At 32.4% G+C, this 18,414-nt stretch carries 18 protein-coding genes; 8 read left to right on the top strand and 10 right to left on the bottom strand.

Going from position 1 to position 18,414, the window contains the following annotated elements; genetic code table 11:
• Window positions 1-106: 106 nt before the first annotated feature.
• From AC8GF4_RS05065 to AC8GF4_RS05045, 5 genes are all read right to left on the bottom strand, one after another.
• Window positions 107-379 carry an HU family DNA-binding protein gene (locus AC8GF4_RS05065; protein WP_264566862.1) on the bottom strand — a complete coding sequence of 91 codons (273 nt, stop codon included), beginning with the start codon at window positions 377-379 and terminating at the stop codon, window positions 107-109.
• Between the two features lie 180 nt (window positions 380-559).
• Complete coding sequence (gene fmt, locus AC8GF4_RS05060) at window positions 560-1,507, bottom strand: methionyl-tRNA formyltransferase (RefSeq protein ID WP_506593134.1); 948 nt, start codon at window positions 1,505-1,507, stop codon at window positions 560-562.
• Window positions 1,507-3,402: a RecQ family ATP-dependent DNA helicase gene (locus AC8GF4_RS05055; RefSeq protein WP_506593133.1), complete on the bottom strand. Its 1,896-nt coding sequence runs from the start codon at window positions 3,400-3,402 to the stop codon at window positions 1,507-1,509. The genes fmt and AC8GF4_RS05055 overlap by 1 nt, the downstream gene beginning before the upstream one ends.
• 53 nt (window positions 3,403-3,455) lie before the next feature.
• Entirely contained in the window at window positions 3,456-3,989 is a 534-nt protein-coding gene (locus AC8GF4_RS05050) for an AAA family ATPase (RefSeq protein WP_506593131.1), read from the bottom strand.
• A gap of 32 nt (window positions 3,990-4,021) precedes the next feature.
• A complete protein-coding gene (locus tag AC8GF4_RS05045) occupies window positions 4,022-4,165 on the bottom strand; it encodes a hypothetical protein (protein ID WP_506593130.1) in 144 nt (47 codons plus the stop codon).
• Between the two features lie 255 nt (window positions 4,166-4,420).
• Here AC8GF4_RS05045 and AC8GF4_RS05040 point away from each other — a divergent pair, with 255 nt between their 5' ends.
• From AC8GF4_RS05040 to AC8GF4_RS05025, 4 genes are all read left to right on the top strand, one after another.
• The gene (locus AC8GF4_RS05040; RefSeq protein WP_506593128.1) at window positions 4,421-4,717 is read left to right on the top strand and encodes a DUF493 family protein; all 297 of its coding nucleotides are present in this window, start codon (window positions 4,421-4,423) and stop codon (window positions 4,715-4,717) included.
• Window positions 4,718-4,719: 2 nt separating this feature from the next.
• Entirely contained in the window at window positions 4,720-5,427 is a 708-nt protein-coding gene (locus AC8GF4_RS05035; protein ID WP_506593127.1) for a DUF4290 domain-containing protein, read from the top strand.
• 104 nt (window positions 5,428-5,531) lie between these two features.
• The gene (gene murA / locus AC8GF4_RS05030; protein ID WP_506593126.1) at window positions 5,532-6,848 is read left to right on the top strand and encodes a UDP-N-acetylglucosamine 1-carboxyvinyltransferase; all 1,317 of its coding nucleotides are present in this window, start codon (window positions 5,532-5,534) and stop codon (window positions 6,846-6,848) included.
• 73 nt (window positions 6,849-6,921) lie between these two features.
• Complete coding sequence (locus tag AC8GF4_RS05025) at window positions 6,922-7,797, top strand: cation diffusion facilitator family transporter (RefSeq protein WP_506593125.1); 876 nt, start codon at window positions 6,922-6,924, stop codon at window positions 7,795-7,797.
• 445 nt (window positions 7,798-8,242) lie between these two features.
• On the opposite strand, the gene AC8GF4_RS05020 is transcribed toward AC8GF4_RS05025, so the two are convergent.
• Window positions 8,243-10,717 (bottom strand): DUF5686 and carboxypeptidase regulatory-like domain-containing protein, encoded by a 2,475-nt coding sequence (locus AC8GF4_RS05020; protein ID WP_506593124.1) that lies wholly within the window; start codon window positions 10,715-10,717, stop codon window positions 8,243-8,245.
• 85 nt (window positions 10,718-10,802) lie between these two features.
• A complete protein-coding gene (gene aroQ / locus AC8GF4_RS05015; RefSeq protein ID WP_506593123.1) occupies window positions 10,803-11,216 on the bottom strand; it encodes a type II 3-dehydroquinate dehydratase in 414 nt (137 codons plus the stop codon).
• A 284-nt stretch (window positions 11,217-11,500) separates the two neighbouring features.
• Between aroQ and AC8GF4_RS05010 the strand changes: the two genes are divergently transcribed.
• The 4 genes from AC8GF4_RS05010 to AC8GF4_RS04995 all read left to right on the top strand — a co-directional run bounded on the left by AC8GF4_RS05010 (window position 11,501) and on the right by AC8GF4_RS04995 (window position 15,904).
• Window positions 11,501-12,103 carry an outer membrane beta-barrel protein gene (locus tag AC8GF4_RS05010; RefSeq protein ID WP_506593121.1) on the top strand — a complete coding sequence of 201 codons (603 nt, stop codon included), beginning with the start codon at window positions 11,501-11,503 and terminating at the stop codon, window positions 12,101-12,103.
• A gap of 262 nt (window positions 12,104-12,365) precedes the next feature.
• Window positions 12,366-12,911 (top strand): porin family protein, encoded by a 546-nt coding sequence (locus AC8GF4_RS05005; RefSeq protein ID WP_506593120.1) that lies wholly within the window; start codon window positions 12,366-12,368, stop codon window positions 12,909-12,911.
• A gap of 78 nt (window positions 12,912-12,989) precedes the next feature.
• On the top strand, window positions 12,990-13,886 hold the full coding sequence (gene xerD, locus AC8GF4_RS05000; protein ID WP_506593119.1) for a site-specific tyrosine recombinase XerD: 897 nt from the start codon (window positions 12,990-12,992) through the stop codon (window positions 13,884-13,886).
• A 515-nt stretch (window positions 13,887-14,401) separates the two neighbouring features.
• Window positions 14,402-15,904, top strand: coding sequence for a sensor histidine kinase (locus AC8GF4_RS04995; protein ID WP_506593117.1), 1,503 nt, complete (start codon window positions 14,402-14,404; stop codon window positions 15,902-15,904).
• 90 nt (window positions 15,905-15,994) lie between these two features.
• Here the strand turns inward: AC8GF4_RS04995 and rny are convergent, their stop codons facing one another.
• The 3 genes from rny to AC8GF4_RS04980 all read right to left on the bottom strand — a co-directional run bounded on the left by rny (window position 15,995) and on the right by AC8GF4_RS04980 (window position 18,357).
• A complete protein-coding gene (gene rny / locus AC8GF4_RS04990; RefSeq protein WP_506593116.1) occupies window positions 15,995-17,557 on the bottom strand; it encodes a ribonuclease Y in 1,563 nt (520 codons plus the stop codon).
• Between the two features lie 207 nt (window positions 17,558-17,764).
• Entirely contained in the window at window positions 17,765-18,058 is a 294-nt protein-coding gene (locus AC8GF4_RS04985; RefSeq protein ID WP_506593115.1) for a cell division protein ZapA, read from the bottom strand.
• 8 nt (window positions 18,059-18,066) lie between these two features.
• Complete coding sequence (locus tag AC8GF4_RS04980) at window positions 18,067-18,357, bottom strand: hypothetical protein (protein ID WP_506593114.1); 291 nt, start codon at window positions 18,355-18,357, stop codon at window positions 18,067-18,069.
• Window positions 18,358-18,414: the final 57 nt, after the last annotated feature.

Below are 18,414 nucleotides of genomic sequence, written 5' to 3'. Positions count from 1 at the left end.
TTAAGAAAAATTAAATGGAATAACCAAATTTAATGAGTTTAAATCGATTAAAAGCATAAAAAAACCTTCCAGTTGGAAGGTTTAATTATATGAGTTAAACTGTTATTTAGTTTACAGCTCCTTCTAAATCTGCTCCAGCTTTGAATTTTACAACATTTTTTGCAGCGATTTGAATAGTTTTTCCAGTTTGAGGATTTCTTCCGTCTCTTGCAGCTCTTGCAGATACAGACCATGATCCGAAACCTACTAAAGATACTTTACCACCTTTTTTCAAAGTTCCACCTACATTTCCTAAAAATGATTCTAATGCCAATTTTGCAGCAGCTTTTGTAATTCCTGCATCAGCAGCGATAGCGTCGATTAATTCTGATTTGTTCATAATAATTTGATGTTAATTGTTGGTTAAAATAATTGTTAATAGAGCAAAATTAACAGGAAATGCGGTCTTTGCAAGTATTTTGTGAAATTTTAACGAGTTTTGTTAATAACTTAATTTTATTGTTCATAAATCGAGGTAAATTCACTCAAAAAAGCCACTTAACTCCCGTTTTTGTTGGTCTTAATACACTTTTGCAGTTTCAGAAAAAACAATTCCATTTAATAACTCTTGCGTTTTCATTTTCTTTTTGCCGGGAAATTGTAAACTCAATATTTCAATATATCCATTTTCTACAGCTACTTTCATTTCTTTTTTGCTACAAATCAATTGCCCAATAGCATGTGTATGCTCTTCAAAAATGATTTTAGATTCATAAATTTTAACGTTCCATTCATCACTTTTATCACTAAAAAAGCACCAAGCAGCAGGATATGGGCTTAATCCTCGTATGAGATTGTTGATTTCTAAAGCCGACTTTGTCCAATCTATTTTACAATTTTCTTTATTGAGTTTGTAAGCTGTTTTAATATCTGGAGATTCATTCTGTATAGTGGTAGTTACTTTTTTATTTTCAATCAAATTCAATGTATCAATAACAGTAGCGCTTCCCAAATGCATTAATCGATCGTGAAGATGTCCAGCGTTTTCAGTTGCTTCAATTTCGATTTCTTGACTCATTATCATCGCTCCAGTATCTATTTTGTCGTCTATAAAGAAAGTGGTAACGCCTGTTTTGGTTTCGCCATTTATTATAGCCCAATTGATAGGAGCGGCTCCTCTGTAATCTGGAAGTAATGAAGCATGAAGGTTAAATGTCCCCAACGAAGCCATTTCCCAAACTACTTTTGGTAGCATTCTAAAGGCAACAACTATTTGTAAGTTGGCATTCAATGCTTTTAATTCCTTTAGAAAATGGTCGTCTTTTAGATTTGTAGGTTGCAAAAGGGTTAAGTTGTTTTCTAAAGCATATTCTTTTACTGCAGAATATTTTATTTTTTGACCACGGCCCGCAGGTTTATCTGCAGCAGTGATTACACCAACCACTTCGTAATTGTTTTTGATGACAGTGTCAAGAATCCCAACAGCAAACTCTGGGGTTCCCATAAATATAATTCGTAACTTTTCCATTATGATTTTAAGGTGTATTTGTTGTTTTTTTGAATGATTATAATTTCATTTTCTAATAATTCTTGTAATGCAAAGATAACATCGTCTGAGGAAACTTTGGTTTTAATTTGTATTTCTCTGGAGCTTAATTCTTCTTTTTGTAATAGCTCCATTATTTTTTTATAAAGAACATTGCCGTTTTTTTTGATTTTTGTTTTGGTAATACAATAGGAGCAAATACCACAATCTGTTTTGGCTTTCTCTCCAAAATAAGCCAATATCAATTTGCTTTTGCAGGTGTTTTTTTCTTTTATATAATGAAGAACGGCTTGAAGTTGCTCTTTTTTTAATTGATTTTGCCTTTCCAAATATTTAGATACTCTACTTATCGTTCTTTCATCTTCCCGAATTTCATTAAAAATTAAAGTTGCATCATTGCTTTTGGAATGATAATCAATAATCTCTTTTTCTTTCAGTTTATGCAAAACAGCTTGAATTTCTGCCTCGGTATGATTCGATTTTTTGGCTATAAGTTGAATGTTAAAAGCAGTTTGCATTTCATAAATCCCAGGATAAGTCCTTACTATTGATAGAATAATTTCTTCGTCATTAGGATTTAAACTGGTATAGCGAATCACTTCTTTGGAAGGAATTAAAAACTGTAAAGAGATTTTTTCCGAAAACTCTTGAGACAATGAAATTACCCCTTGACCATCCAGAAATCGCATAGCATTGAAGGTTTTTAGAGTCGGAAATTCATATTTTAAACAAAAATGCTGCAAATTAAACGTAAACTGCTCATCGATACCTTCTCCATATGCAATCTGGAAATAATTGCAAAGTTTGAAATACATTTTATTCAAGAATGCTTTGTCTGGAAGGACACTTATAAATTGATTTTCGGTTTGAATAATATCGTATTCGCTGGTCAATAATACCGCAAAGGCTTTTTCTCCATTTCTGCCAGCACGTCCTGCTTCTTGGTAATAATTTTCTATGTTTTCTGGTAATTGAATGTGGATTACCGTCTTTACATTGGCTTTGTCAATCCCCATTCCAAAAGCATTTGTGGCCACAATAACTTGTGCTTTTTCATCCATCCACAGTTGCATATTCTTGTCTTTTTCTTTAGCCGAAAGGCCACCGTGATAATAAGTCGCCTTAAAACCTAACGATTGCAATTGGTTGGAAATTTCCAAACATGATTTTCTATTTCGTACATATATAATGGAAGGGTCTGGATTTTTTTTAAGAATTTGTTCAATTCTAAATAATTTGTCTTCTACTTCAAAAACCATATAGGCAATGTTTTCTCTGGCAAAAGATTTCTCAAATTGGTTGGGAGTTTTTAAACCCAAATCGGCAATAATGTCTTCTTTTACTTTTGGCGTTGCAGTTGCGGTAAGCGCCAAAAATGGAACGTTAGGAAAATGTGTTTTTAAATTTGAAATCTTCAAATAAGCAGGTCGAAAATCATGTCCCCATTGCGATACACAATGCGCTTCGTCTATGGTAATCAAATTTATAGGAAGTCCTTTTATGCGTTCCAGAATCCAATCCGATTGCAAACGCTCTGGAGATAGGTACAAGAATTTATAATTTCCAAATTGACAATTGTCCAGTAGGTCAATCATTTCATCAGATTTTATGCCTCCCGTCAAAGCAATTGCTTTAATGTTGCGTTTCTGCAAATTGGCAACTTGATCTTTCATCAAGGCAACAAGGGGAGAAATGACTAAGCAAATTCCTTCTTTCATCATCGCTGGAACTTGAAAACAGATTGATTTTCCGCCTCCAGTTGGCATCAAAGCAAAAGTGTCTTGACCAATTAAAACCGAATCAATAATTTCTTTTTGAAGGGATCTGAATTTGTCGTGTTTCCAATATTTTTGAAGAATTGCTAATGCTTCTGGCATTATATACGGTTTAGATTGGTACTAATCTGCAAATTTTTACTTTTATGAATTTGCTAAATTTTATCTAATATATAAAGAATTCTGTTATCAACACTATCTTTTGGCACCTCAATTAAAGAATAACCATAATTGGTGTAGGTGTCTTTGAGGTGTTTGTGAATTTTTTTGGCCTGTTCAAAGCTCTCGTAGCGTTCATTGTCGCTTACATAAATTTCCTCCCAAGGCGGAAGTATAAAAATTTTAGTATACACATTTTCGCGACAAGCATGGTCAAAATGCTCGGGAAAAGAATCACCAATGTAATTCAAATAAGCTACTACATCGGGAATTCCTCTGTCAATAAAAACCCATTGATGCGATTCTTTATGCGCACTATTAAATTGCTTAATTCTTCCATCAAGCAACATTTGACTAAACAACAAAGGATCTTCAAGAAACAATTGTTCGATACCTCGTCTTTGTGCTTCATGAGTAAGTTCGCGAGAAATTTCAGGATAACAACAAAAATTTTTTGCTGCCAACCCTTTTATTATAGAACTCTTACCCGTACCAGGGCCACCAATGATAACAATAATTTCTTTCTGCACCTTTTTCAATTAAACGGCAAAAATACTCAAACTTATTGGTTTTTAAAAAGATTATTACAACCTAATTTTGGATAATAATTAGGAGCGAAAAAATAGGCTTTTTCAGGAAATAGGTTTCCTGCTGTCCACTTGTATCTTTTGTGCCAAACACTGGCACAAAAGGATACTGCTCCCATCAGGGCTAAAATGGGAGATATTATACATTTTTGGAAAAGGCAAAGAGAAAAGTATATCTTAAAATCAAGAAAAATGCATATAAGTGACGTTTCGTGTCTTCAATTTTCTATTTTTTTTTCTCCATTTTCTAAAGTCTATTTTCTATTCTCTACATTCTATTTTCTATTTTCTATTCGCTATTCTCTTTTTTCTAAAATCTAAAATCTAAAATCTAAAATCAAAACCGTATATTTGCCTTTATTTTTAATTTTAGAATGGACGACAATAAAAAAAAAGAGACTGCAGAGTTTTACGAAAGACTCAAGGTAGAATTGGACAATAGCAATTCTTGGCCAGCAGAATATTTGTTTAAGTTTATAGTTCCCACATCAGAGCAGAATATACAAAAAGTAGAAGATGCCTTCGATTGTATGGGAGCAGTAATAAAAACAACAAAATCCAAAACAGGAAAATATACCAGTATTTCAGTAGATTTATTGGTCAAAGATTCCCAAGAAATAATTGATAAGTACCAAGAAGTATCCACAATAGAAGGTATAGTTTCCTTATAATTATGATCGAAAAATATAAAAAAGAAATCGCAAATGATGTTGTTTTCAATTTAGAATACAATTCTGAAAGAGTGCATCTGATTATTCCAGAATACGGTCGTCATTTACAAAAATTGATCGATCAGGCAACCTTGATTGAAGATGAAATCGAGCGCAACAAAGCCGCTAAATACATCATTCAAGTAATGGGAAGTTTGAATCCTCATCTGAGAGATGTGCCCGATTTTCAACACAAACTTTGGGATCAATTATTCATCATGTCCGATTTTAAATTGATAGCCAATTCACCATACCCAATTCCATCCAGGGAAGTGTTGCAACTCAAACCAGATGTTTTAAAATACCCACAAAATTTCCCAAAATACAGGTATTACGGTAATAACATCAAATACATGATAGATGTTGCCAACAAATGGGAGGAAGGCGAAATGAAAAATGCTTTGGTAAAGGTTATTGCCAACCACATGAAAAAATCCTATTTAAGCTGGAACAAAGACACCGTAAAAGATGATGTCATTTTTGAACACCTTTTTGAATTATCAGATGGGAAATTAAATTTAATCCAAAGTTCGGAAGAATTATTAAATACCACCGATTTATTACGAACCAATAAAAGGATTTCAAATAAAATTACACCTGCAGGACAACCAAAAATACAAAGCAATAAAAATACCAAAACGGGAAAACCAAAACCGTTTATCAAGAAATAATTAATTATAAAGAAGAGACTAAGATACTAAGTTTGATGTGAACGTATTAGTTCAATATCTCAGAAACTCAGAAACTTAGAAACTTAGAAACTTAAAAAAAAATCATGGAAGTTTTCAAAATTGAAGGAGGCGTTCGCCTTAAAGGGGAAGTAATACCACAAGGAGCCAAAAATGAAGCACTACAGATTTTGTGTGCCGTGCTTTTAACTCCAGAAAAAGTAACCATTAACAATATACCTGACATTATTGATATAAATAAATTGATAACATTATTGGGTAATTTGGGAGTCAAAATTGAAAAAATTGGATCTGGATCTTATACTTTTCAATCAGACGAAGTAAATGTAGGATACCTAGAAACTGAAGCATTCAAGAAGGAAGGCGGTTCACTTCGAGGTTCTATCATGATCGTAGGCCCACTTTTGGCCCGTTTCGGAAAAGGATATATTCCAAAACCAGGTGGAGACAAAATTGGACGCCGAAGATTGGATACCCATTTTGAAGGGTTTATCAACCTAGGAGCAAAATTTAGATACAACAGAGAAGACCATTTCTACGGTGTAGAAGCATCAGAAGGTCTTGTTGGTACAGATATGTTGCTGGATGAAGCTTCTGTGACCGGTACTGCCAATATTGTAATGGCAGCTGTTTTGGCCAAAGGAAGAACAACGATTTACAATGCTGCTTGCGAACCTTATTTGCAACAACTTTGCAAAATGCTAAATTCAATGGGTGCCAATATTACTGGAGTTGGATCCAATTTATTGACTATTGAAGGTGTTGAAAAACTAGGTGGTTGCGTACACAGAATTCTTCCAGATATGATCGAAATAGGTTCTTGGATTGGTCTTGCAGCTATGACAAGAAGTGAAATAACAATCAAAGATGTGAGTTGGGAAAATCTTGGGGTTATTCCAAATACGTTTAGAAAATTAGGTATCACTCTTGAAAGAAGGGGAGACGATATCTTCATTCCAGAACACAATGACGGTTATGAAGTAAAAACAGATATAGACGGTTCAATTTTAACGATATCAGATGCACCATGGCCGGGATTTACTCCCGATTTATTGAGTATTATTTTGGTAGTGGCTACACAAGCAAAAGGGGATGTTTTAATTCACCAAAAAATGTTTGAAAGCCGTTTGTTTTTTGTCGATAAATTGATAGATATGGGCGCCAAAATCATGTTGTGCGACCCGCATAGAGCTGTGGTAATCGGACACGATTTCAAATCGGTGTTAAAAGCAACCACTATGTCTTCTCCAGATATTCGTGCCGGAATTTCATTATTGATTGCTGCGCTTACTGGAAAAGGAACTAGTATCATTCAAAATATTGAACAAATTGATAGAGGTTACGAAAGAATTGATGAACGATTAAGAGCGATAGGAGCCAATATAGTTCGAGAAAAACAATAGAAATAAACAATTTTAAAAATCGCTTAAATAGACCTTCAGTTTGTTTAAGCGATTTTTTAGTAATAAATAATAGATGATGGATAAAACTAATGAGCAAAAAGCAATAAAGGCTACCTATTTTAGTATTATTGGAAACACTTCTATGGCTATTATAAAAGGATTAGCAGGGTTTTTTGGGAATTCTTATGCACTGATTGCGGATGCCATAGAATCAACTACAGATATTTTTGCTTCTTTTTTGGTTTTATTTGGTATAAAGTATTCCAATAGACCCGCTGATGAAAATCATCCTTACGGACATGGGCGGGCAGAACCTTTAATTACTTTTTTGGTGGTTGGTTTTTTAATTACTTCAGCTACAATTATTGGGTATGAAAGTATCATAAACATTCAAACACCACATGATTTACCCAAATCGTGGACACTTTTTGTTCTAGGTGCTATTATTATCTGGAAAGAATATTCGTTTCGTGTTGTGATGAAAAGAAGCAAAGAAACCAACAGCTCCTCTCTCAAAGCCGATGCATGGCATCATCGAAGCGATGCTATAACTTCGGTTGCCGCATTTATTGGTATTTCGATTGCCTTGATTTTAGGAAAAGGTTATGAATCTGCCGATGATTGGGCAGCACTTTTTGCCGCTTTTTTTATTCTTTATAATAGTTACCTCATTTTTAGACCAGCACTTGGCGAAATCATGGATGAACATTTGTACGATGATTTGGTTGAAGAAATCAGGCAAGTCTCTCATCAGGTTGATGGAGTCATAGATACCGAAAAATGTTTTATCCGAAAAGCTGGAATGAAATACCATGTTGATCTTCATGCTCGTGTTAGTGGTGCTATTTCAGTAAAAGAAGGTCATGATATTTCGCATAGTTTAAAGGACACTTTAAAACAGGAGATACCAGAACTGGGACATGTTTTAATTCATATTGAGCCGGATTAAGTAGATTTTAGTTCAAAAAATAAAACCAATACTGTTTTTAAAAGTATTGGTTTTTTTTATTGCTGCTTTGATTTTACTGCAATAAAAAAGCAACGTCTCTTCGAGTGATTTAGAATAGTAATGCGAGAGCTTTACCATTCTAAATTGTATCGAGAAGCCTACTAGGTGAGGGTTCTCGATACATTTCATTAAAAAAAGCTATCGCATTTTTTAACGAAACACTCGAACAGACGTAGAACTAGATTATTTTATAAAGGTAAATTTAAAGTCTAAATGGTATTACTTAATTTATGCTAATTTTGTTGGCTTGCACTTGCTCGCGTGAGGGATTTTAGTGGAGCTCTTTTTTATCCCGCTTTTTTGCGGGATAAAAAAAGCGGGAACGGAAAGCCCGACCCGTTGTTTTTACTGAGGGTCACGCCCAAATAAACAATGTGGTTTTAATCTAATTCATGAATTTTATCCCAACAATTACACCTTCATTTTGGAATCCGTTTTGATAGGAACGCACATAATCGATTCGGAACATTTTTAGTTTTCCAAAACCCAGATTGTCCAAGCCTACGCTGTACTCCGAATAGGGACTGGTGTTTGGTACCGCCAGTAAATGATAGCCCAGAACTAAGTTTGATTTAAGCAGGTTCAACAAAGGGATTTTGTTCATTATGAATCCTCTGTCATTGTGCTCCGTGTGGAATTCAAAATAGCTGTCATTGGTGCTGTTTGTGTAATAAGGCATTAAATTAAATACATTCAAATAATTGCCAGTTAGCCCAACATACGTTTGGTTTCCGTTGAAATGCTGGTAATCCATAAAAGCAATGTTATCACCATTAAAGAATTTTCCAGCTTTTAGGTTCATTCCAAAATCTCCTTTGTTCCCAAAAGTATGGCTGTATTTTAGTTGTGTATTGAATTTGGTAAACTCATATTTCTTCTCGGTTCCAGCAAATCCTTTTTCAAGACCTAAATACAAAGTGGGGAATTTACCGCTTCTGATATTATATTTCCCGTCTGGTCGCGAAGCGTATTTATTTCCGAAATTTATTTTGGCTGACAAATTCAGTTTAGCCAAACTGTGTTTTTCGAACCCAGGGTTTGTGTAATCAATTGGATCTAAAGGATTATTAGAAAAGTACATGTCCTCTTTATTGTAAAAAGAAAAATCCGTCGTGTTGAATAATGGTTTTCGCTGTTCATAATCAATCTTTCCTTTAAGATAGACACCGTTTGCAACATCTTGACCGTACTCTATTTCGGCAAATTCCAAATTGTATAATTTTATGTAATTGTCCTTGAAAAACAAAGTACTGATGGAATTAATAAATGGGCTGATGGGTTCATCTCGATTAAACTGCTGTACTGTGCTTCCTCCGGCAACTTTTAAATTCGCATAATTCTGATTGTTGAATTGGTGCCAATATTTCCCGTTAACGCGTAGACGATCGTCTGAAAAACCATAATTAATTTTCACATCCATGTTGGTTTGGCGTCCTTTTTCTTCCTGTTTCCAGTTGGAATAGGAGAAACCGGTATCAAAGTTCCATCCTTGCACAGTATTAAAACTTAAAGAGCTGAGGTCAAGTAATCCTTTATATCCCAAAGAGAATTTCTTTGAACTGCTTTTGTAGGTATAGCCCGTAATAGGGTCAAAGAATTTAAACTTGTTCTCTTTTTTATCAATTGAATCTAAGTATTTTGGGGAGTTACGAACTTTATGAATGCTGTCTTTCCTTACATAATCGGTAATTTCCTCGGTAGTTAGCGGAATGGGTCTGTTTGCATTCCAGAAAAGGGTATCTTTTTTATTCGAATTTATATCGACGGTAGTGATTTCGTTGGTAAATGTTTTTTTGTCAAAGGAATCAACAAATTCATAATTGTTGTAAACGTAAGTGTACTGGCCGTTGAATTTAATTCCAAATATTCCAGCACTAAATTCAAGACTTTGTGTGTTTTTTGCCCAAATTTTGTTGTTTTTGTTGTAACTGAAGTTTTGCTTCAACGTCATTACGTCGATAACATCTTCCTTCATTCGATAGCCTTTTATATCTAAATCAATGGCATAAATAGCCCAAGAATTATCCAAAATATAAATATAACCTTCAAAAACTGGTTCTTTGTCTCTTTTGGCAATGACTTTTATTTTATTAATCGTTTGATTGTTTTCATCTGTAAAAGTGCTCTCCAATCTATATTTATAATAATTGAATGCATTATCAGCAATAGGTGAAATCATGTTAATGCCAAAATTTATGGTATTGTCATAAAAATCATAAAATGAAGATCTTGCAGTATTGTATGCATAACCTTTATTATCTCCGCTTACTTTTGAAGCAGTAACGACTTCTTTCAAATTGTTTGGCTTTTCATAAACAATTTTAGAAAATGTTTCTGACAATGATATAATGCCAGTTCCAGTAGAATCTAAAGCGCCATTCATATCGCCTATTTTTTGTCCAAATATTTTTTTAGGAGCATTTTTTAATTTAAAAATGCCTTTCGAATAAAAATCGGCTTTAAAGCGTGATGTTTTGTTTGTGTTTTCTTTTTTGCTGGCAATGGCGCTTTTTATGATTGCATTTGCTGGATTATCTTTTGTATTTATCACTACTTCATTAAGTGAGTAGCTTTCTTCAATCATTTTTACATCCAAAGAAAATGCTGATTTATCTGTTGGAATTTCTATCTTTTGAGTTTTAAAACCTAAATATTGAAAAACAATTTTATTCTTACCAGTAGATTTTAAATGGAGCTGATACTTTCCCTGCTCATTTGTGGTCGTTCCGTTGTAGGTGTTTTCTTCGAAAATAGTGATAAATGGTAACGGATTCCCCTTTTCGTCGGTAACGGTGCCTTTTATTTGGGCAGAAGCATGGAAGGACAATAGTAGTAAAAAGAACAAAAAAGCGTTTTTCATAGTTGTAGTTTTGCTATTGGACGCCTTTTTGTAAGATTGTTACATGGAAAAATGCTTTGTGAATTGTAAAAATTTGTTAAAAATATTACAAAAAAGATTGAATGGCCAAATCGTAGCTTTTTAAGCCAAAACCAAGAATGACTCCTTTGGCATTTCCAGAAATATAAGACTGATGTCTGAAAGTTTCACGAGCATACGTATTTGAGATATGAACTTCTATTACAGGAGTTGTTACTGCTTTGATGGCATCGCCAATACCTATAGACGTATGTGTGTATGCACCAGCATTGAGAATAATACCGTCATAAGAAAATCCTAATTCTTGTATTTTACCAATTAACTCCCCCTCGATATTGCTTTGATAGTAAGTCAATTCTAGTTGTGGAAATTTATTTTTTAAAAGCTCAAAATAATCTTCAAAAGTTTGTGTTCCATAAACTTCAGGTTCTCTTTTTCCTAGTAAATTCAAATTGGGACCATTAAGGATGGCTATTTTCATGTCTATTTTGTTTTTTTGTAAAAATAAATAATCCATGCTGATTTTAGAGGTTCTTTTAATCAAAAATTGAAGCTTTTTTTTAACAAATCAAAAGAAATAAATTTTGTGATAGAAAAGTATCAATTTTCTATTTTTTTTATTGCTACTATTTTTAATATCGGATATAAAAACCTTGTATATAATTGTATATGTTTTTTTTCTTTAAGTTAAATTAAGGGTTAGTTGCTGTTTTTTGATACGTATTTCGTACATTTATATTCGTATCAACAAACGAAAAACAAAAAATGAAAAAAAATATTTTAGTATTAGTAACTGTAATTGCTTTTAGTTTTGCAAATGCTCAAGATTCGGGAATGCCAAAAGCTACTTTTTCAAGAGGAAATATGTGGCTTGAGGGCGGAATTACCCTAACAACAGGTGATAGTAGCGATGATTATTTTGCATTAACACCGAAATTCGGCTACTTTTTAGATCAAAAATGGGCTGTAGGTGGTGATTTTAATGTTTCATCTGTTTCCTATTTACCTAACAGCAATAATCTTGATAAATCAAGTTCATATGGAGTTGGAGTATTTGCAAGATTTTATTTCTTGATCTTGGGTAATTTTAAGGCTTATGGAGAAGCGGGTTTGGGTTACAATCATACAAAATTAGAATATTTGGATGGTTCTACAAATATGAACAATGGTCTAAAAGCTAATATTGATTTAGGAATTAATTATTTTTTTACCCCAAAATGGGCAGCAACATTTACTCTAGCAGAAGTTTTAAGTTATAATAATGCTAAACCTGAAAATGGATCTAGCAGTAGTGATTTAGTTATAAATGTGAATTTGTTTAACAATATTTTTGCTCAACCAAAATTTGGATTATTATACAAATGGTAATTTATACCATCTAAGTTATTAAAACCGCTCAATTTTGGGAAATTATTAATGTAAAACAGTTACATTTAAGACATGTTTAATAATTTATTAGTAAAGGTCAATTGATTAGTTATAGTTTTTACCCTCCTTTTTTGACGTAACAGTTTGGTTTTCAGCATTGAATTGTATTTTTGTTAATGTGTAAGAAAATTAATTCTCTATTTTGTATGGTAAATTGTTTTTTATAATATATTTGTAGAAAATAACTATTAATAAAAACAAAATGAAAAAAATTATTTTATCAGCTGTTGCTGTTTTAGCATTTGGATTTACAAATGCACAAGGTGTTAAATTTGGAGCTAAAGTTGCTTTAAACGTTGCAACTCTTACTGGAGATGTAGAAGATGCTTCTTCTTTAGTAGGTTTTCAAGTTGGTGGTTTTGCAGAATTTAAAATTTCTGAAAAATTTGCAGTTCAACCAGAATTAATGTACTCTGCTCAAGGATCTTCTTCTGATAACGATGGAGATTTGAAATTAAACTATATCAATATTCCAGTAATGGCTAAATATTATGTGGCTAAGTCTTTTAGTTTAGAGGCAGGACCACAAATTGGATTTCTAATGTCTGCAAAAGATAATAGTGGAGATGTTAAAGATTTTGTAAGTTCAACTGATTTCAGTGCTAACTTTGGTGCTGGATATGACTTTACTGAAAATCTTTCGGCTGGTTTAAGATATAATCTTGGTTTGACAAATGTATTTGATTTTGAAGATTCTGGGGATGCTAACAACGGAGTTTTCTCAGTATCTTTAGGATATAAATTCTAATATTTTATTAGAAATTAAAAATGAACCTCCCAAAATGGGAGGTTTTTTTATGTGCAAAAAAGTCATTACTTTGTAACTATGAATTGGGAAACGTATTTAAAAAGCTATCAGTCGTATTTAAAAATTGAAAGGGGATTGTCAAAAAACACTATTGATAATTATACTTTTGATATAGAGCGTTTGAGTTTGTTTTTGACTCAAAATTCCATTCTGGTTTCTCCTATAAGTATAAAGGAAGAAACGCTTCAGCAATTTATATACGCTATTTCCAAAGAAGTAAACCCGAGATCACAAGCTCGGATAATTTCGGGTTTAAAGAGTTTTTTTTCATATTTAATATTTGAAGATTTTAGAAATGACAACCCTTTGGAATTAATAGAATCTCCAAAAACGGGACGTAAACTCCCAGATACTTTGGCTGTAGAGGAAATTGATACACTTATTTCTGCTATTGATCTAAGTTTGAATGAAGGGGAACGCAATAGAGCATTACTTGAAACTTTATACGGTTGCGGACTTAGGGTTTCTGAATTGGTCTCTTTAAAAATCTCCGATTTGTTTTTTGATGAAGGTTTTATCAAAATAACGGGTAAAGGAAATAAACAGCGTTTTGTTCCTGTTGGTGATTTGACTCAAAAATACATTGAAATTTACAAAAATGGTATTCGAGTACATCTCAATATCCAAAAGGGGCATGAAGATACATTGTTTTTAAACAGAAGAGGAAAGCAATTGACTCGGGCAATGATTTTTACAATCATAAAAGATTTGGCTGTAAAAATCAATTTAAACAAAAAAATAAGCCCTCATACATTTCGACATTCATTTGCTACTCATTTATTAGAAAATGGTGCCGATTTACGTTCTATACAGTTAATGTTAGGACATGAGTCCATTACAACAACCGAGATTTACGTGCATTTGGACAGGAAATTTTTAACCGAAGTTCTAAATGCATATCATCCAAGAAAATGATTCGATATTAAAATGTGCATAATTCTACAAATAACACCATTATAAAAATTGTTAACGATATAAGCTGTATAAGATTAACCCGTTGGGTGAAATTCAAATAAAATAAAAAATTAACCACATAGAATCATAGATTAATGCTGAATAGGCAAAGAATAAATAGAAATAGTACTATTTCACACATAGAATAGCTATGTGAATAGTAAAACGTCTATCTATCTCTTTCTTTTAAGAACTATAAATTCTATGTTTCTATGCGGTAAAAAATAATTTCACCCAACGGGTTAAGTTTAATTTGAATAGAATCTGGTAAAGCCAATTATTCATTTAATAAAATCACTTCAGCGTGTAAATACTGTTTTAAGCGATACGTTTTCCTTCGCAGACCACATTTTTTTAAACTTAAATGGCTTATTTGTTTAAAATTAAATATTTTGTTAAACATTAAAATGCATTTTTATAAGAATATCTATTTAAGATTCAATATTTTTGTTAGAAACTTAGAAGTATTATAAATCATGATTTTTACAACCAATAAAAACCCAGAAGATTTAAATAAATTATACGAAAGTCTAATTAAACAACTTCCAAATATTATATTTCAAATTAGGGTAAATTCTCAAAAACATATTTCGGTAGATTTTTTAAGTAAACCCATTGAATTTTTAGATGAGTTTTCTATTAATGAATTTCTTGAAGATTCTTATAGATTATCAAATTACAAAATATATGAACCCGATTTAAAAGGGTTTTTAGAATCCTACGAAGATGCTATTATAAGTAATAAGAAGTGGGAAATTGATTTTCGATTACTCTTACCTGAAAGTGGTTACAAATGGATTCGAATCGATGCGACACCCAAAAAAAATGACAAAGATGAAATAGTTTTTTACGGACTAATTTCGGATATAACAATTGTAAAGGAACAAGAAATTCGATTGAAAGTAGCTGATGAACGCTATCATTTTGCTGTTCAAGCTTCGGATAGAGGAGTTTGGGATTGGGATTTAATTACCAATAAAGTGTATTATTCTTCGGAGTCAATGAAAATTTTAGAGCTCACAGAATCCGATCTAGTTGCTGCTCCAGAAGAATGGGATGAAAGAGTGCATCCAGACGATCGAAAAGAATATTATGGAAATATAAACCTGCATTTTGAGAACAAAATCCCTTTTTACGAAACTTGTCATCGCGTTTTGTGTAACGGGAAATACAAATGGATTCTGGACAGAGGAAAAGTTATAGAAAGAGATGAAAACGGAAAACCATTGCGTATTGCGGGTACACATACTGATATTTCTGAGCAAAAAGAAAAGGAGATTGAATTGGCTAAAATGCTTGAAATTGTAAATATTCAGAATAATAAACTTTTAAACTTTGCTCATATTGTATCTCACAATTTGAGAACACACAGCGGTAATATTAAATCATTATTGGATTTGCACAAAGAAGGGCTTTTGTCAGTCGAAGATACAATGGGTAATATTCAAATTGTATCGGATGAGTTGTTTTCTACAATCGAAAATCTGAATGATTTGGTGAGTATTTATGCAGAGAAGGAAAACAACATGCAACATTTGGAAATCAATAGTTTTGTTGAAAAAGTATTAGACGTTTTGCATGATTCAGTTAAACTCAATAAAATTCAAGTATTGAATTATGTTCCAAATTCCTTAAAAGTGATGTGTATGCCCGCTTATATGGAAAGTATAATGTTGAATTTGGTAACCAATGCAATTAAATATTCTGACCCTGAAAAAGAACCTAAGATTGTTTTTACTTCCGAAATAAATGATGAATATGTTGTTTTAAATGTAAAAGATAATGGTTTAGGTATTGATTTAGAAAAGCACAAAGACTCCATTTTTGGATTGTATAAGACTTTTCATAAAAATAATGATGCTAGGGGAGTTGGTTTGTATTTGACAAAAAATCAAATAGAAAATATGGGGGGTAAAATTGAAGTGGAAAGTGTACTTCATTTTGGAACAACTTTTAAAATTTATTTTAAAAAGGGATAGTCAATTTTTAAAAACATATGGTTTAAAAAAAAATCCAAATCCCAATATGATAATTGGAATTTGGATTTTAAAATTTTAATGCTAAGATTTTTACTTAGCAATATTTACCGCTCTAGTTTCTCTGATTACAGTGACTTTAACTTGACCAGGATAAGTCATTTCGGTTTGTATTTTTTGTGAAATTTCAAAAGATAAAGTAGCAGCATTGTCATCAGATACTTTTTCACTTTCTACAATAACACGTAATTCTCTACCAGCTTGAATAGCATACGCATTTTTCACTCCATTGAATCCGTAAGCAACTTCTTCAAGATCTTTTAAACGTTGTATGTAGGAGTCCAATACTTGTCTTCTCGCACCTGGTCTTGCACCAGAAATAGCATCACACACTTGAACAATTGGAGAAAGTAAAGATTTCATTTCTATCTCATCGTGGTGTGCTCCAATAGCATTACACACTTCTTCTTTTTCGCCGTATTTTTCAGCCCATTGCATTCCTAATAAAGCGTGTGGTAAATCACTTTCGGCATCAGGAACTTTACCAATATCGTGAAGTAATCCTGCTCTTTTGGCCAATTTAACGTTCAATCCAAGTTCTGCAGCCATTATTCCACAAAGTTTTGAAACTTCACGGGAGTGTTGCAATAAATTTTGTCCGTAAGATGAACGGTATTTCATTCTACCTACTACTTTTATTAATTCAGGATGCAATCCGTGAATTCCTAAATCGATTACGGTACGTTTACCTACTTCAATGATCTCATCATCAATTTGTTTGGTTGTTTTGGCAACAACTTCTTCGATACGAGCAGGGTGAATACGTCCGTCTGTAACTAATTTGTGCAATGCCAAACGTGCAATCTCTCTACGAACTGGGTCAAAACAAGACAAAATTATAGCTTCTGGAGTATCGTCTACAATAATTTCTACACCCGTAGCGGCTTCTAATGCTCTAATATTTCTTCCTTCTCGTCCAATAATTCTACCTTTTACATCATCCGATTCAATATTGAATACCGATACACAGTTTTCAACAGCTTCTTCTGTTCCTACTCTTTGGATCGTATTGATAATGATTTTCTTGGCTTCTTGTTGAGCGGTTAATTTTGCTTCTTCAATTGTGTCTTGAATGTGAGACATCGCCTGACTTTTTGCCTCTATTTTGAGTCCTTCTATCAATTGGCTTTTGGCTTCTTCTGTAGATAATCCAGATATAACTTCCAGCTGTTGCAGTTGACTTTTGTGTAGTTTTTCTACTTCAACTTGCTTTTTGTCAAGAACATCTATTTTTGAATTGTATTCAATAGTTTTTGCTTCAAAATCATCATTTACTTTTTTAGCTTTTGATAATTCATTTGAAATTTGAGATTCTTTGTCACGAACCCTTTTTTCTACTTCAGCAACTTTTTTGTCTCTTGCTAGAATTACTTGTTCGTGTTCGGATTTTAGTTCGATAAATTTTTCTTTTGCTTGAAGAATTTTATCTTTTTTGATGTTCTCGGCTTCAAGATTAGCGTCTTTTAAAATTGATGCTGCTTCTTTTTTAGCACTTTTAATTAAATTAGAGATATTGCTTTTTTCAATTACTTTGGCTATTCCAAATCCTCCTGCAATACCTGTAATTCCTGAAATAATTATTGTTAAGATGTCCATGTTTTGTTAAAATTTATATATAAAAAAGCCTACATTAGGTGTTTGTATAAACTCGAAAAGACAAGTTTTGAGCTAACTCACTGTTCAAGTTTCCTCGCCGAAGCGTGGCATGCTTTAGTAGTGATGATTTGCTCATTCTAAATTGTTAGTGTTGAGTTTACCAATATGAACTAATGTAGGCAGTATCTTAGTTTGTGTAAAGAACGTTTAATTATCGAGATATTGATCTAAAAGCGCATTGATTTTTTTTAATTTATCAATAGTTTCGTCACCATTTATGGCATTATCAATTTGTTTTTGTTCTACTTGAGAGGCAAATTGTAAAGCACACATCGCTAATACATCTTGCTTGTCTCGAACGGCATAATTTTCTTCAAATTGCTTTATCATTACATCAATTTTTTTAGAAGCACTTCTAAGTCCTTCTTCTTGAGAGAAATCTACCGTCAATGGGTAAACTCTTTCTGCGATTGATATTTTAATTTTAAGCTTTTCGTCCATTTTTTTTACTAATCTGATAGTTGTGCTATACAGTAATCAATTTCACGAATTAATGAATTTATTTTAAGCTTTGTATCTCTTTTATTATCGTCACTGCCCAATAATGAGTTGGCTATTTTGAGCGTTTCTAATTTTGTTTTTAAAGCCTCAATTTCAAACGATTGAGTTTCTATCAACAGTGCAGCATTTTTTAACTCTAAATTTAATTCTTGATTGTTTTTTTCTAAACTTTTCATTTTATTAAAAAGTTTTTCAATCTTATTTTCAAGAGTATCAATTATTTCTGCAATCACACTCATTATAATTCCTATTCATTACTTAATCTTACAAAGTTAGTATTCCTTTTTATTATTACA

Source organism: Flavobacterium rarum (SeqCode) (assembly GCF_965234445.1).
Lineage (GTDB): Bacteria > Bacteroidota > Bacteroidia > Flavobacteriales > Flavobacteriaceae > Flavobacterium > Flavobacterium rarum.
The sequence above is the reverse complement of the archived record's forward strand: the minus strand, read 5'-3'. Positions and strand labels throughout refer to the sequence as shown.

Bases quoted from the DNA above. Each gene is read 5' to 3' on its own strand.
- AC8GF4_RS04980 (WP_506593114.1), bottom strand. From the start codon at position 18,357: ATGAGTGTGATTGCAGAAATAATTGATACTCTTGAAAATAAGATTGAA.
- AC8GF4_RS05055 (WP_506593133.1), bottom strand. From the start codon at position 3,402: ATGCCAGAAGCATTAGCAATTCTTCAAAAATATTGGAAACACGACAAA.
- AC8GF4_RS05065 (WP_264566862.1), bottom strand. From the start codon at position 379: ATGAACAAATCAGAATTAATCGACGCTATCGCTGCTGATGCAGGAATT.
- xerD (WP_506593119.1), top strand. From the start codon at position 12,990: ATGAATTGGGAAACGTATTTAAAAAGCTATCAGTCGTATTTAAAAATT.
- AC8GF4_RS05005 (WP_506593120.1), top strand. From the start codon at position 12,366: ATGAAAAAAATTATTTTATCAGCTGTTGCTGTTTTAGCATTTGGATTT.
- aroQ (WP_506593123.1), bottom strand. From the start codon at position 11,216: ATGAAAATAGCCATCCTTAATGGTCCCAATTTGAATTTACTAGGAAAA.
- AC8GF4_RS05035 (WP_506593127.1), top strand. From the start codon at position 4,720: ATGATCGAAAAATATAAAAAAGAAATCGCAAATGATGTTGTTTTCAAT.
- AC8GF4_RS04995 (WP_506593117.1), top strand. From the start codon at position 14,402: ATGATTTTTACAACCAATAAAAACCCAGAAGATTTAAATAAATTATAC.
- AC8GF4_RS05010 (WP_506593121.1), top strand. From the start codon at position 11,501: ATGAAAAAAAATATTTTAGTATTAGTAACTGTAATTGCTTTTAGTTTT.
- AC8GF4_RS05020 (WP_506593124.1), bottom strand. From the start codon at position 10,717: ATGAAAAACGCTTTTTTGTTCTTTTTACTACTATTGTCCTTCCATGCT.
- AC8GF4_RS05040 (WP_506593128.1), top strand. From the start codon at position 4,421: ATGGACGACAATAAAAAAAAAGAGACTGCAGAGTTTTACGAAAGACTC.
- AC8GF4_RS04985 (WP_506593115.1), bottom strand. From the start codon at position 18,058: ATGGACGAAAAGCTTAAAATTAAAATATCAATCGCAGAAAGAGTTTAC.
- murA (WP_506593126.1), top strand. From the start codon at position 5,532: ATGGAAGTTTTCAAAATTGAAGGAGGCGTTCGCCTTAAAGGGGAAGTA.
- rny (WP_506593116.1), bottom strand. From the start codon at position 17,557: ATGGACATCTTAACAATAATTATTTCAGGAATTACAGGTATTGCAGGA.
- AC8GF4_RS05045 (WP_506593130.1), bottom strand. From the start codon at position 4,165: ATGGGAGCAGTATCCTTTTGTGCCAGTGTTTGGCACAAAAGATACAAG.
- AC8GF4_RS05025 (WP_506593125.1), top strand. From the start codon at position 6,922: ATGATGGATAAAACTAATGAGCAAAAAGCAATAAAGGCTACCTATTTT.
- fmt (WP_506593134.1), bottom strand. From the start codon at position 1,507: ATGGAAAAGTTACGAATTATATTTATGGGAACCCCAGAGTTTGCTGTT.